Below are 13,152 nucleotides of genomic sequence, written 5' to 3' on the forward strand. Positions count from 1 at the left end.
AGGGGAGACTAATAGTTAGATTTCTGTTCGTAAATCCCAAAGTTCTGGGAAGAAACGTTGATCTAATACTTTTTTCAAGTAGTTTACTCCCGAGGAGCCACCAGTCCCTACTTTAAAACCGATAATGCGCTCGACCGTTTTCATGTGACGGAAGCGCCATTGCTGCAACCAATCTTCAATGTCTACAAGCTTTTCTCCAAGTTGGTATAAATTCCAATATTGATTCGTATTTCGGTAAACAGTGAGCCATGCATTGCGAACAGTATCGTCTTCTTTATATGGCTTTGAAAAATCACGTGTGAGTAAGTCAGGATTGATTGGCAGTCCGGCTCTCGCAAGCGCTTGAATTGACACGTCGTATATACTAGGTGCATGGTAAGCTTTCTCCAGCACTTGATGAAGCTTGGCGTCTTTTTCGTAAATTTTTAAAATATGACCAGTTTTGTAGCCAAGAGCAAATTCGATTAGACGGTACTGATACGACTGGAATCCTGAAGCTTGCCCAAGTGAATCGCGAAATTCCATATATTCAGAAGGAGTTAAGGTGGAAAGAACATCCCACGCCTGGATAATTTGTGATTGAATTTTAGAGACACGTGCTAGTCGCTTAAACGAAGTCGGAAGGTCATCTGCTTGAATAGATTCAATCGCTGCGTTCGTTTCATGTAATATTAACTTCATCCATAGTTCGCTTACTTGGTGGATGATGATAAAAAGCATTTCATCATGATGGTCAGATAGACGGTCCTGACTAGAGAGCAAGTCATCTAATTGTAAATATTCTCCGTACGTCATATTGTTTTTAAAATCAGTGTGAATTCCTTTTTCATTAGTAGTTGCTTTATTTTGATAATCAGTCATCGTTACGCCTCCTTCATTGGTCGAATGACAGCACGAACAGGACTTCCATCTGCATCTTTAAGGGCTAAAGGCAAGGCAATCAGTTCGTATTCACCTTCTGCGACACGGTCGAGCATTAGATTTTCTAATATATATATTTGATGGCGGTGTAAAGCATGATGGCCTTCTAATTCTTTACTATCAAGAGCATCCACTGATGGGACGTCGACCCCGATTAGCCGAACGCCTTTTGAACTCAAGTAAGCAGCTCCATCCGCTGTTACATATGGAATGCTGTTTGGAAAATGATTTGGCCGATTAGGGACGGACGTTTTCACAAGCAAGCGGGTAACCCCGTCTAAGTCAACTTGACTAAGGGCCACCTCATCAATTTTTTCAAAGGAAGAGAGATCTACTACACGTGCTTTGCCGATAAAAACATCGAGCTCTAGATCTATAATTTTCTCTCCATCATTATGAAAATGAAACGGGGCATCAACATGAGTACCCGAGTGGAGACTCATCGTCATTTGCCCAATATTAACGGAGCCTGTTTGTTCCTTTGTATACGTTAGTTTATAACTAAAAGGAGTGTCGCCTGGCCAATGAGCGAGTGTTTCATCCAAAGGCTGCGAAATATCGATCCATTTCATTAGGCAACTACCTCCCGTTCATTTTTAAATTGCTTATACCGTTCTTCTACCATTATCGTTTTGAGGATTTGCACGCTATTCCACACTTCCTCAAACGTGTTATAAAGCGCGACAGGTGCTAAGCGAATGCCATTCGGATTACGAAAATCTGGGACAATGCCTTCCGCTTTTAATGCTTTGCAAATTCTCGCCGCTTCTTTGTGCTCTAAATAAAGGTGTCCGCCGCGCTTTTCGTCCTCTAGTGAATTTTGTATCGTAAACTCGAAATCTCTTAATTCATGTTGGATTAAGTCCATCATATACTGCGTGAGTTGGAGTGATTTTCTTCGTATGTTTTTTATTCCAGCTTCCGCAAAAATTTCAAGTGAGCCGATGATTGGTGCAACGCTCAATACATGCGGTGTCCCAATTTGGAACGCACCTGCATCCTCTGCTGGAGTTAACGTATGTTCCATGTCAAACTGTTTATCCTTGCGGGAGCTAAACCAACCTGCAAGACCAGGTTTTTGGCCGAGATGTTTTTGATTTACATATAAACCACCAACCCCACCGGGACCGCCATTCAAATGCTTGTAATTACACCAAAAAGCAAAATCAACCTCCCAATCACTAAGCTGGTGTGGGATGGAGCCAATGGAGTGGCACAAATCAAAGCCAATTACAATGCCACGCTTATGCGCTTCCATCGTCAATCTCTTCATATCTAAAATCTGGCCACTTCGGTACAACACACCAGGAAGAAGAATGAGTGCAATTTCTTCGGTCATTGCTTCGATAATGTCGTCCTCTAGCAACGTATGTCCATCACGACTCTTTACTTGAGTTAAATGCTCTGCCGGGTCAAAGCCTTTTAAGTGAAGTTGGCTTTGTAGGGCATAAATATCACTCGGAAAATTCAATTCGTCCGCTAAAATTTTCGTTTTGTCTCCTTGAGGTTGATAGAAGGTGCTCACTAATTGATGAAGATTAACGGTTGTCGATCCAGTCACGATCACTTCCTCAGGCTTGCCACCAACTAGAGGAGCCATTTTTCCACCGAGGTCTTCTGATAAATAAAACCAAGGATTTTCTCCTTGAGTCCAGCCGTCAATACCGAGCTGTTTCCATGATTCTAAAAGGTTTAAAACCGATTTTTCGGCCCGCTTCGATAGCAAACCAAGTGAATTTCCGTCTAAGTATATGCTGTTTTCTTTGATGTAAAACTCCTCACGAAAATGGGCAAGATTATCATGTTGGTCAAGCTGTATGGCATATGCTTTTGTGTAAACGCTGTCATGTCCTTGCATTTACGTTCCTCCTCTTCATGTTTCTCTTATTAATTTGAATTGTATATGCTCGTTGACACTACGTCAATGACATTGTGTCAACTTATTGTAAAACAAGAAAAGACCTTGTAAAATGGGGAGTAATATGTTGGAAATGGGAGTGTAGAAGAGTGGAGAAAGAACTGTCTGCGAGGGAACGCCAAGCGATCCAAACTCGTGAAAAGCTTCTAAAGGCCGGAAAAGAAATCTTTTTAGAAAATGGCTTTCAAAAAGCGACAATCTCACAAATTATTAAACGCGCCAATACCGGATATGGGACAGCCTATGTGTATTTTAAAAATAAAGATGACCTTTTAATAGTTCTTATGGAAGAAGTGATGGAAAAGTTCTATCAAGTTGCGGAGCGATCCTATCAACCTAGGACGAAGCAAGAAGCCCGTCAACTAATTTCGGAGCAAGTCCGGTTATTTTTATCTTGTGCGGTAGAGGAAGAAGCGATGATGAAAATAGTCAAAGAGGCAATCGGTAGCTCTCCTGAAATCGAGTCACAATGGAACAGTATCCGGGAACGCTTTATCGAGCGGATTTCGGTTGACATTCAGTACGTACAGAATAATGGTTTGGCAGCACCGGCGTTTAAACCGAAGTTAGTAGCTCGCGGCTGGTTCTACGCAAACGAAATGTTCATGTGGGACTATGTTAAGGGAGAGAACGATTACTTGATGGAAGATGTGATTACGCATCTTACGAATTTGTATATGGATGGGTTGTATATATAGGGAGCGTGGGGTAGCTATCGCAAATAGAAGGGTGGTTACCGCAAATAAAGGCGTGCTATCGCAAATAAAAGGTGTGGTACCGCAAATAAAGGCGTATTACCGCAAATAAAAATGGATTATCGCAAATAAAGTGATGGCTATCGCAAATAAAAACGTGGTTACCGCAAATTAATGTGTTGTGCGGTGGCTTTTTCCAAGAGAATAGCTATGAGGAGAAAATTATGGATTATATAAAACATATAAGATCATTAATTGGTCAAGAAAAAGTAATTATGGTAGTTGCTGGGGCGTTCGTATTCGATAAAGATAATCGTTTGTTATTACAACAACGGACGGATAGCGGAAGTTGGGGTCTTCCCGGAGGATTTATGGAACTAGGGGAAACGGTACAAGAAACTGCAAGAAGAGAAGTATTTGAGGAAACTGGGCTACGTTTAGGTGAGCTTAATTTATTCGGAATGTATTCAGGTCCTAAATATGAAAAAACCTTTTCTAATGGAGACCAAGTTTCTATGGTTCTAGTATTATTTATTTGTAACGATTATGATGGGGAGTTGGTAAAAAGTAACGAAGAGTCTTTGAAAAATACTTTTTTTCCGATTAATAACTTACCTGAAAACCTTTTTGTTGACCATCAGGAATTTTTTGATGATTTACTAGCCAATAAGGAAAAGCCGATTATAAGGTAAAAATGCTAAATAGTTAAAGGGTGGTTTCGATAGAAAGAGTGGTTGATATGAGAGATAGAGGTTCTGCGGTTCTTATCCATAATAAAAAAGTTGCTCTAATTAAAAGAGTAAAAGATGGGTTAACTTATTATGTTTTTCCAGGTGGAGGTATAGAAAAAGGTGAAACACCTGGAGAAGCAACAAAAAGAGAAGCTTATGAAGAGTTAGGCATTAATGTGGTCGTTAATGAATGTATTGCTGAAATTGATTATTTCGGGAAGCAGTATTTCTTTTTATGTGATATCGTTGGTGGAACTTTTGGTACAGGTCAAGCTGAAGAATATATGGATAAGAAGAAAGGTAATTATATTCCTATGTGGGTCGAGGTTGAAGAACTATCATCTATTGATGTTAAACCTAGTGAGGTAGCCGATAAGATACAATACCTGTTCGTTTAATGCATTATTTAACAATTTAAAATGAATCGAGGGATATAGTTGTCAAATAAAAGCTGGAACGATTCATATGTAGGACAAATAAGAAAAATGATCGGTCATCAAAAACTAATCCATCCTTCTGTTCGAGCGATCATTCAAGATGAAGAAGGAAAAGTTCTTTTTATTGAAAGAAAAGGTCAAAATAGATGGGGAATGCCAGCAGGCTCTATGGAACTTGACGAGTCCATTTATGAAACTTTGAAAAGGGAAGTGAAAGAAGAAACAGGTATTAATGTAGTTAGTGCAACACTGATGGCAATATATACTGGCCCTCATAAGTCAATGAAGAATGAATTTGGAGATGAATATCAAATGTTCGAATTTGTGTTTCTAGTTGATGAATGGAAAGGTGAAATTCTAGAGCATTCTGATGAAAGTCAAAATACTGGATTTTTTTCACTAGATAATATCCCTCCATGTTCTAACCAGTTTTGGGAAAACCACCATAAAGAAGTTATAGAGGATTTTAGAAACTTTAATGGTAGTTTGATTTTAAAGTAAATCTATAGAGCTCTGTATAAACTTTAATTAAGATACGAAGTTTACAGGGATTAAGAGAGGGTTTTACGATAGTAACTACTAGGAGGTAAACATGCACCCAATAAATTTAGTAAACGAAGAAAATCAAGTCACACCTAATTACCGCTTGGATGGTAAGGAAATGTACTTTGATGTATATGTTAGTCCTGATAAAGAAGTTTGTGTGCTAGGAAAGTTGGACACTAATTATTTAGTTTGGTGTTCAATTACAACTGTCTTTGATGCAAAGAAGAATGCGTCGCTTTTTGATTTTATTATAGATAATAAATGTAGTTTTGTTTCAAATGAGCATCAAGTGCTAGGAAAACAGTACAATGAGGTAAAGAACTGGCATGTTTTTCGTATATCAAAAAAATTATATAATGGTGAACTACGTTACTACTCGAATGCAAGCTCCCTTTCTTTTTCAACTGGTACAGCCTTCGCAAGTGAGATTCAAGTATTCTATCAACAAGAAAAAGCTAAAAGTGAATTTAGGATAATGAATAAAAAGTATGTTGCTATTTTAAAAGAATATAAGAAAACGTTAGATAATAATAACGATGAAATGTATTACTTAACGGTGAAGCCATTAATTGATGTTATAAGAAGCGAAAGCTATTTAAAGTTATGTCAAGAAGCCAAAGTAAGAGCGTTATATTTAGAACTCTCAGCAAGATGTGATACATTATATAATCGCTATATGACGGCTGTTCGTTAAAGAAGAAAATAGGCCTTTAGGTAAACAACTACGGGAAAAAGAATTAGGAGGTAATGTATGTTAGAGGATCTTATTTATACGTTGTCGATCATTGTATCTATTATGTTTGTGGTCGTTGCTGTTTTTCAAGTACTTCTATCACTTGGTTATCCGATCGGGGAATTTGCTATGGGTGGATATTATAAGGTATTACCGAAAAAATTACGTATTGCCAGTTTGATAAATGCTTTCGTCCTATTATTTATGGGCTTTGTTATTCTACAACATGCTAATGTCATCATTGGTTTTGATTTTTTACCTACGAATATATTACTGTGGGTAATTACAATATTCCTTGGTGTAAATACAATAGCAAATCTTATTTCAAGGAGTAAGAAAGAGAAATTAGTTATGACACCTTTATCAGGCTTTACCTTTTTATTATGTTTGTTAATTGCACTATCATAGGGATTTCCATGGGTACTAGCATTATTAAGTGTGGAAGTGTAACAAAACTGTTACAAATATTACAAACAAATCCAAAGGAGCGATAATGATATTACCCTAATAATGATTACAGAAGGAGATACAGGAATTTCCCTAAAATAAATGTACTAGTATTAAAAAGAGTTTATCCAGTATATAGGGATGAAAATAAACAGTTATAATGCTATTTCTACAGGTGTTTTCTCTTCTTTACATATTACGTTTTAACCCTATCTTAACGTTGTTGTAACAAGGATTCACCCTAATTTTAGTAAACTATTAGTAGCGTTATTTTAGGAGGGGAACCACGTGGAGAAAAGGATTTTAAATTATGAAGATTTACTAGATATGTTGGATCATTTATTAAGAGAGCCTAAACAATTTTGGGATGGTTTTTATGAGGATAGGACAAAGGATATCCCTTTTTTTAAGGTGAAAGGACCGGATGAGAATTTAGTAGAATATTTTCTTAATGGGCTAGTACCTAAAAAGGTATTAGAAATAGGTTGTGGACCTGGGAGAAACGCGATTTATTTGGCTAGACATGGATGTAATGTTGACGCAATCGATATTTCAGATAAAGCAATTGAATGGGCAAAAGAGAGAGCGGATGAAGAAGCTGTAAAGATTGACTTCCGTGGTGTTTCTTTGTTTGAATTTGAATTTGAACCTCATTCCTATGATTTTATTTACGATTCGGGTATGTTCCATCATCTCGCACCTCATCGCCGGTTATCATATGTAGACATTGTGAAGAAAGCACTTAAAAAGGACGGACATTTTGGAATTGTTTGCTTCAATACAGAAGGTGCACTTGATACGCCAGATTGGGAGGTTTATCGAGAAGGAAGCTTAAAAGGCGGCATCGGTTATACGGAAGAAAGACTAAAAGAAATATTTGAGGAAGATTTTATTATTAAAGATTTTAGAAGAATGAAAAGAATCGCTCAACCAGATAACATATTTGGAGAGGATTTTCTTTGGGTAAGCTTAATGCAGTTAAAAAACAGTTAATAATTGTCAGAAAATTGACAAATCTAATAAAAAAACCAATCTAGTTTTTTCATAAAATAATGTAAAGGAGGTTATTTTATGAAAAAACTATTACTAATTTTATCTATTATCCTTTTAACAGCTTGCTCTTCCGCACTAACAAACAAAACAATAACTGATTCGTATACAAAAGAAAAGTTAGAAAAAGTAGAAATGAAAGATGGAATGATTACTATATATTATCGAAGTGACAACATGGAAAGAGGAGACAATCCATATAACTATCTACTTAGGGATATTGTTATTGATCCATCTTTTTATGATAACGAAGAAATCCAACGTGGGGATGTTGTTTATCATGAACAGCCAAAAGAATATTATGAGCTCGTACAATACGAAGCTTTAGAGGAACCACTTAACCGAGTTATTGCTCTTCCAGGTGAATCTGTAGAAATAAAGGATGGCCAATTTTACATCGATGGCAAAAAATTAGACACTTTCTACGGAAACGGAACGAATAATATTCGTAGCAATGATTACGAGAGCGAATTTCAGTTGGAGAAAATAACTGTTCCTGATGGTCATATATTTGTTTCGGGTGACTTGTGGTGGAGAGGGATTGATAGTAAGCAATATGGTCCAATACCAATTGAATTTGTAAAAGGGAAAGTGTTGGGTTATCCCTAAAATACAAAAACTGTCATTATTAGTGAGGGTTAAGATCGTCTATAAAAATGAAGTGTCACAAGTTGAACATGTTGACATTGTAAAATGAACATTAGTGGTAAGATACTCCAAAATATGCATTTAATAATGCATATTTTGGCCCCATTTAATTTTATTCTTGTTAAAGGGTTTCTATTATCATAACCTGGCTCGGTACTGAAAAGTGATTTTAACTATTGCTCTTGGAGTCATTTTCAACATCGGCTTTTTTATTACCTTTACTTACATAAGGTTTTGCACTCTTTTTTCTGTTTGCACTAGCTTGCCAACGATTCCATCCCTTCTTGCCTGTTCCTCTCCCTGTTCCGCCTTTTCCTTTAGCTTTACTCATCAAATCACCTCATTATAATTCTATATCGAGTTACCTTATCTATTTAGTTTTAGTATTATACTCCGTAATTAATCAATCACATTAGTCACCTATATTACTGTGTACCGCTCCTAAATTAGTGCTACTAGCTTTTGAAAGGCTGCTATTCATGTTAAAGGAAAATCACCCTTTTTCATAGCTATTTTTCTCATGAATTAGAATAGTAACAGAAAAATATATAATAATAACAAGAAATAGCACCATTTTTTGGAGGATCTTTGATGAAACCAGAAACGGTTTTTGTGTTTATAGCGAGCTTTATTTTTGCCTTAGTAGCATATTTCATTCCGAAAAAAATGAAACCTTATGAAATTTATGTAACTACGTTGTTTGCTATTGTATTTGGTCTTCTTGTTGATATGGTATTAGCTGTTAAATACCAGTTTTACGTACTGGATCAGCCTGGAGTGCAAATACCTGCTTTAATTGGTCAAGTTATTTTATATGGAGCTACTAGCATAATTTTACTAAACGTATACCCTTTTAATAAGTCGGTAAAGTCACAATTAGTTTTTATTTTATGTTTTACTTTTATTACTTTGGTTTTTGAGTTCTTATCTTTTACATTTGGGTTTATTAAATATAATGAATGGAAGATGTGGTATTCGGCTTTGTGTTACCCATTTCTAATTTATTTTCTCGTAGTGCATTTTAAATTTGTAAAATGGTTGATAAAAATTAATTAATAGTGGACTTATTTAAGAGAGCAAAGCACAAATGTGAACCCAGCTCCTCTGACAACAAAGGAAGATCGCTCAAAAAAACGCGGTCTTTTTTGTTTTTTTGACAAATATTTAATAAAGGTTTCCCATAAAAGAGGGATTTATCAGTTTATAATAGAAAATAGTTATTTGGTAAAGTTTAACTCAAGGAGCTAATGATGGAAATTTCTTTAATTAGACACGGAAAATCAGAACTAATTGAAAATGATAGTATCAGTTGTTTGGAATTTCAGCAGTGGGTGGAAAAGTATGATAATTGTGGCGTAACGGAAGAAATGACGCTTCCACCTGAAACGAAGGAAAAAGTGGAAAATGCAAAATTGATTGTTACTAGTGATTTAATAAGGAGTATTCAATCAGCTAGATTATTAAATCCAGAAGTGAATATGATTTCTAACCCTTTATATAGAGAAACCGAGTTACCTATACTTTCAAAAGATTTAATACAAATAAAATTAAGACCGAATATTTGGGCAGTCGTTATGAGAATGTTATGGGTGATAGGGTATAGTAACGAGTGCGAATCGTTAAGCAAAGCAAAACATAGAGCAAAAAAAGCATCACAACAATTAATAGACTTTGCAAACGAATATAAATCGATTGTTTTAGTCGGACATGGTTTTTTTAATCTATTAATAGCAAAAGAATTACAGAAAAGCGGTTGGAAAGGGAACAGAAAAACGAGTGGTAAACATTGGGATTGTACTACATATTATTTTGAAAAATAGTAGTGCTTAAGGCGAATTAACGAAGTAGGAACGGCGCTGAAGTAAGTATATAGATACAATGACAAATAGTGCGTGATTAAGTGCCTACTTAATAGAATGGGAGAAAGATTGTGATGACGATAAAGTTTAAGGAATTTTTTAAGGAAGAATTAACAATTTATGAAATACAACTTGCGATGGAAAATGGGGAAATAACTTCAAGAGAATTAATCATGTTTTACCTTGATAGAATTGCTAAGTATGACCAAGATGGACCAAAAATAAATTGTATGTTGGAAATAAATCCTGATGCAATCTTTATTGCGGAAGCGTTAGATAATGAAAGGAAAACGAAAGGTGCTAGAGGGCCATTGCACGGAATTCCTGTTGTCCTTAAAGATAATATAGAAACAAATGATTCTATGCATACGAGTGCAGGGACTATTGCTTTAGAGAACCATTTAGCTAGTAACGACGCATTTATTGTAAAAAAGCTACGTGATGCAGGTGCGGTTATATTAGGAAAGACTAATATGACGGAATTAGCTAACGGGATGGCAAGTGAGATGTGGGCTGGATACAGCTCTAGGGGAGGACAAACATTAAATCCTTATGGTGATGAGAATCTTTTTGTAGGTGGGTCCAGTTCTGGTTCAGCTGTGGCAGTTGCCGCAAATTTTTCCGTTTTATCTGTTGGAACTGAAACGGATGCCTCGATAGTAAGTCCTGCTATTCAAAACTCTGTAGTCGGTATAAAGCCAACTGTTGGTTTAATTAGTCGAAGTGGGATTATTCCTTTTACTTATTCTCAGGACACAGCAGGGCCGATAGCAAGAACTGTTACAGATGCAGCCATACTATTAAATGCTTTAACGGGTATAGATAAGGACGATGCTGCTTCCTATAGAAGTGCAAATAACATAGAACAAGATTACACAAGCTTTTTAGACTGGAAAGGATTAGACGGTGCTAAAGTCGGAATATTTAATAATGCTCCTAAAGAATATTATGAATCCGGTGAGTATGATGAGCACTTATTTAAAAAGGCCATTCAAGTATTAAAGGAACAAGGAGCTACTATTATCGAAAACATCGAGATTCCTTCTTTCCATAGAGAATGGAAATGGGGCGTATCTTTGTATGAATTGAGGCATAGTTTAGATAATTATCTTGCGAAGTTACCTTCACACATGCCGGTCCATTCTATATCTGAATTAATTCAGTTCAATAATAATATAAAAGAAAGAGCGTTGAAATATGGGCAAGATAAGTTAGAACATAGAGAAAAATTCCCTAATACACTTAGAAACCCTGAATATTTACATGCAAAATTAGAAGACTTATATTTTTCTCAAGAACTCGGGATTGATTATGCACTTCAAAAATATGAACTTGATGCAATTGTTTTTCCTTCGTATATAGGTTCAACGATTAGTGCTAAAGCTGGATACCCTTCCATAGCTATTCCGGCTGGGTATATGGAAAGCGGAAGGCCATTTGGTATTACCTTTGTAGGCACGGCTTTTAGTGAAGCGGTTTTAATAAAACTTGGTTTTGCCTTTGAGCAAGCTACTAAATGTCGAAGAAGTCCGGTATTCAATATTTATTAACTTTCTTAATTTCATCAAAATGCGTTGTTAGTTGAAAAGAGATTTTACTGCAAAACCTGAGAGAAGAGGAGTAATGATCATGGAACAAAAGATTCTTGAATTACTAAATAAGATTTATCCAATTAATGTATTTAAAGTCGAATCCGTAACTAACGAGATGTTTCGTTGTATTGGCGAAGAAGGGATTTACTTTGCTAGAGTTACAAACTATAAAACCTTAGATGAACAGTTAGAGGAAGTTCAGTATACGAACTTTTTATTTAAAGAGGGGTTAAGTGTTTCGCCAACGATACCTTCTATAAACGGTAACATTGTAGAAAAGATAATACTTAACAACAAAAATATTTTAATGGTTCTTTATAAAGCAGCTCCTGGTATACATCTACCAAGGCAACAATGGAATGCCAGTATATTAAAAGAGTTAGGTCGACAAATAGGTGTATTACATCGATTGTCCAAGAAGTTCGAGGAACAGTATCCAGTCAGTCGTATTAACGATTGGTATGATAACGAAGAATATGCCTTTCTAAAATATATTCCTGAAGAAGAATCTACTATTAGGGAGATTGCTAGTGACGTTTTATCAACAATAAAGAATATCCCAAAAACGAAATCGAATTATGGGTTGTTGCACGGGGATTTATGGTTAGAAAATGTACTGGTGGATCAAGAGTCAAAAATAACAATGGTTGATTTTCAAGATTGCGAGAAACATTTTTATATATTTGATTTAGCAGTTCCAATTTATAGTGCTTTGGAGTACTCATTTGTAGGTGGAGGGAATATTGTTGAGTATGGAAGAAGTATTACAAAAGCGATTATAGAAGGATATGAAGAAGAAAATAAACTTTCCCCGGAAATGTTAGAAAAACTTCCTCTGTTTATAAAACTAAAAGAAGTATTTGAATATAGCTTAATGCACATGTACTGGGATAAAGAAAAACTAACGGAAGAACAGATTAGAATAATGAACCATTTTAGAATGAGGATTGAATTAAAACATACCATTCTTAATATACAATCTTGAAAAAACGGAGGTGCAAAATGGCATCTATAAAAGTAATGTTGCTTGGTATTGCGATTATGATTTTCGCGCTTTACATCCAAGTTGGTTCAGGAACTATATTTTATAATAGTGGATCTTTCTTTTTGGGGATAGGTTTCTTCATTACTGTCATAGGCTTGTTTATAAAAAATAATACACATAAGGAATAGAGAATAAGAACGGCTGGTAAAGGACATGGGTTCAACACAAGTTAGGGGTGATGGAGTGTCAATATTTGAAAGCGTAATTTTACAAATAGCTTTTCCGGTTATAGTTGCGGTAGTTAGCTTTCTTATCTTTTCCAAAATATTTAGAGGAAAAGATAAAACGGACAATGGTTTTGAGTTAAATTATTTTAAACTAAGTTATAGAAGAAAATTGATACGAAACCTTATTAGTACTCCAATTATTATCGTTGCACTTATTGTTATATACTTCTTATCAAACTGGAGTTTACCTGTTTATATTATTTTTGTTGTGTGTTTATTATTAGGCTTTTGTATTGAAGCATTATACAACTATGCGAAGTGGAAGCGAGATGAAGAAAGTGGGATGTAAGTAGGACACCCTTT

At 35.6% G+C, this 13,152-nt stretch carries 18 protein-coding genes; 14 read left to right on the top strand and 4 right to left on the bottom strand.

The genetic code is table 11. The features are described 5' to 3' along the window. Positions 1-15 precede the first annotated feature (15 nt). The 3 genes from kynA to kynU are packed head-to-tail and all read right to left on the bottom strand — an operon-like array spanning position 16 to position 2,779. Entirely contained in the window at positions 16-861 is an 846-nt protein-coding gene (kynA, locus tag O1A01_RS10250; protein WP_270066191.1) for a tryptophan 2,3-dioxygenase, read from the bottom strand. A gap of 2 nt (positions 862-863) precedes the next feature. Further along, entirely contained in the window at positions 864-1,493 is a 630-nt protein-coding gene (gene kynB, locus O1A01_RS10255; RefSeq protein ID WP_270066192.1) for an arylformamidase, read from the bottom strand. Beyond that, positions 1,493-2,779: a kynureninase gene (gene kynU, locus O1A01_RS10260; protein ID WP_270066193.1), complete on the bottom strand. Its 1,287-nt coding sequence runs from the start codon at positions 2,777-2,779 to the stop codon at positions 1,493-1,495. Before kynU ends, kynB begins: the two co-directional genes overlap by 1 nt. Before the next feature lie 149 nt (positions 2,780-2,928). Here kynU and O1A01_RS10265 point away from each other — a divergent pair, with 149 nt between their 5' ends. The 8 genes from O1A01_RS10265 to lepB all read left to right on the top strand — a co-directional run bounded on the left by O1A01_RS10265 (position 2,929) and on the right by lepB (position 8,087). Then, entirely contained in the window at positions 2,929-3,537 is a 609-nt protein-coding gene (locus tag O1A01_RS10265; RefSeq protein ID WP_270066194.1) for a TetR/AcrR family transcriptional regulator, read from the top strand. A gap of 221 nt (positions 3,538-3,758) precedes the next feature. Next, on the top strand, positions 3,759-4,226 hold the full coding sequence (locus O1A01_RS10270) for an NUDIX hydrolase (RefSeq protein ID WP_270066195.1): 468 nt from the start codon (positions 3,759-3,761) through the stop codon (positions 4,224-4,226). Positions 4,227-4,273: 47 nt separating this feature from the next. Beyond that, on the top strand, positions 4,274-4,663 hold the full coding sequence (locus tag O1A01_RS10275; RefSeq protein WP_066411637.1) for an NUDIX hydrolase: 390 nt from the start codon (positions 4,274-4,276) through the stop codon (positions 4,661-4,663). A gap of 39 nt (positions 4,664-4,702) precedes the next feature. Beyond that, positions 4,703-5,203 (top strand): NUDIX domain-containing protein, encoded by a 501-nt coding sequence (locus tag O1A01_RS10280; protein WP_066411635.1) that lies wholly within the window; start codon positions 4,703-4,705, stop codon positions 5,201-5,203. A gap of 91 nt (positions 5,204-5,294) precedes the next feature. Then, on the top strand, positions 5,295-5,942 hold the full coding sequence (locus O1A01_RS10285; protein ID WP_066411633.1) for a hypothetical protein: 648 nt from the start codon (positions 5,295-5,297) through the stop codon (positions 5,940-5,942). A gap of 57 nt (positions 5,943-5,999) precedes the next feature. Further along, positions 6,000-6,389 (top strand): hypothetical protein, encoded by a 390-nt coding sequence (locus tag O1A01_RS10290; RefSeq protein WP_066411631.1) that lies wholly within the window; start codon positions 6,000-6,002, stop codon positions 6,387-6,389. A 327-nt stretch (positions 6,390-6,716) separates the two neighbouring features. After that, complete coding sequence (locus tag O1A01_RS10295; RefSeq protein ID WP_066411629.1) at positions 6,717-7,421, top strand: class I SAM-dependent methyltransferase; 705 nt, start codon at positions 6,717-6,719, stop codon at positions 7,419-7,421. A gap of 78 nt (positions 7,422-7,499) precedes the next feature. Then, positions 7,500-8,087 carry a signal peptidase I gene (gene lepB / locus O1A01_RS10300; protein WP_270066196.1) on the top strand — a complete coding sequence of 196 codons (588 nt, stop codon included), beginning with the start codon at positions 7,500-7,502 and terminating at the stop codon, positions 8,085-8,087. 208 nt (positions 8,088-8,295) lie between these two features. Here lepB and O1A01_RS10305 read toward each other — a convergent pair whose 3' ends face one another. Further along, positions 8,296-8,457 (bottom strand): DUF3934 family protein, encoded by a 162-nt coding sequence (locus O1A01_RS10305; RefSeq protein ID WP_084380139.1) that lies wholly within the window; start codon positions 8,455-8,457, stop codon positions 8,296-8,298. A 260-nt stretch (positions 8,458-8,717) separates the two neighbouring features. Between O1A01_RS10305 and O1A01_RS10310 the strand changes: the two genes are divergently transcribed. The 6 genes from O1A01_RS10310 to O1A01_RS10335 all read left to right on the top strand — a co-directional run bounded on the left by O1A01_RS10310 (position 8,718) and on the right by O1A01_RS10335 (position 13,138). After that, on the top strand, positions 8,718-9,182 hold the full coding sequence (locus O1A01_RS10310) for a hypothetical protein (protein WP_066411618.1): 465 nt from the start codon (positions 8,718-8,720) through the stop codon (positions 9,180-9,182). Positions 9,183-9,373: 191 nt separating this feature from the next. Continuing rightward, on the top strand, positions 9,374-9,946 hold the full coding sequence (locus O1A01_RS10315; protein WP_328227331.1) for a histidine phosphatase family protein: 573 nt from the start codon (positions 9,374-9,376) through the stop codon (positions 9,944-9,946). A 113-nt stretch (positions 9,947-10,059) separates the two neighbouring features. Then, positions 10,060-11,535 carry an amidase family protein gene (locus tag O1A01_RS10320; RefSeq protein ID WP_066411612.1) on the top strand — a complete coding sequence of 492 codons (1,476 nt, stop codon included), beginning with the start codon at positions 10,060-10,062 and terminating at the stop codon, positions 11,533-11,535. Positions 11,536-11,608: 73 nt separating this feature from the next. After that, entirely contained in the window at positions 11,609-12,562 is a 954-nt protein-coding gene (locus O1A01_RS10325; protein WP_066411610.1) for a phosphotransferase enzyme family protein, read from the top strand. Between the two features lie 17 nt (positions 12,563-12,579). Next, the gene (locus O1A01_RS10330) at positions 12,580-12,750 is read left to right on the top strand and encodes a hypothetical protein (protein WP_157076578.1); all 171 of its coding nucleotides are present in this window, start codon (positions 12,580-12,582) and stop codon (positions 12,748-12,750) included. 55 nt (positions 12,751-12,805) lie between these two features. Next, complete coding sequence (locus tag O1A01_RS10335; protein WP_270066197.1) at positions 12,806-13,138, top strand: hypothetical protein; 333 nt, start codon at positions 12,806-12,808, stop codon at positions 13,136-13,138. Positions 13,139-13,152: the final 14 nt, after the last annotated feature.

This window comes from Sutcliffiella sp. NC1, assembly GCF_027594365.1.
GTDB lineage: Bacteria > Bacillota > Bacilli > Bacillales > Bacillaceae_I > Sutcliffiella > Sutcliffiella cohnii.

Excerpts from the sequence above, each read along its gene's own strand:
- kynA (WP_270066191.1), bottom strand. The coding sequence starts at position 861 with ATGACTGATTATCAAAATAAAGCAACTACTAATGAAAAAGGAATTCAC.
- kynB (WP_270066192.1), bottom strand. The coding sequence starts at position 1,493 with ATGAAATGGATCGATATTTCGCAGCCTTTGGATGAAACACTCGCTCAT.
- kynU (WP_270066193.1), bottom strand. The coding sequence starts at position 2,779 with ATGCAAGGACATGACAGCGTTTACACAAAAGCATATGCCATACAGCTT.
- O1A01_RS10270 (WP_270066195.1), top strand. The coding sequence starts at position 3,759 with ATGGATTATATAAAACATATAAGATCATTAATTGGTCAAGAAAAAGTA.
- O1A01_RS10275 (WP_066411637.1), top strand. The coding sequence starts at position 4,274 with ATGAGAGATAGAGGTTCTGCGGTTCTTATCCATAATAAAAAAGTTGCT.
- O1A01_RS10285 (WP_066411633.1), top strand. The coding sequence starts at position 5,295 with ATGCACCCAATAAATTTAGTAAACGAAGAAAATCAAGTCACACCTAAT.
- O1A01_RS10290 (WP_066411631.1), top strand. The coding sequence starts at position 6,000 with ATGTTAGAGGATCTTATTTATACGTTGTCGATCATTGTATCTATTATG.
- lepB (WP_270066196.1), top strand. The coding sequence starts at position 7,500 with ATGAAAAAACTATTACTAATTTTATCTATTATCCTTTTAACAGCTTGC.
- O1A01_RS10305 (WP_084380139.1), bottom strand. The coding sequence starts at position 8,457 with ATGAGTAAAGCTAAAGGAAAAGGCGGAACAGGGAGAGGAACAGGCAAG.
- O1A01_RS10310 (WP_066411618.1), top strand. The coding sequence starts at position 8,718 with ATGAAACCAGAAACGGTTTTTGTGTTTATAGCGAGCTTTATTTTTGCC.
- O1A01_RS10315 (WP_328227331.1), top strand. The coding sequence starts at position 9,374 with ATGATGGAAATTTCTTTAATTAGACACGGAAAATCAGAACTAATTGAA.
- O1A01_RS10320 (WP_066411612.1), top strand. The coding sequence starts at position 10,060 with ATGACGATAAAGTTTAAGGAATTTTTTAAGGAAGAATTAACAATTTAT.
- O1A01_RS10325 (WP_066411610.1), top strand. The coding sequence starts at position 11,609 with ATGATCATGGAACAAAAGATTCTTGAATTACTAAATAAGATTTATCCA.
- O1A01_RS10330 (WP_157076578.1), top strand. The coding sequence starts at position 12,580 with ATGGCATCTATAAAAGTAATGTTGCTTGGTATTGCGATTATGATTTTC.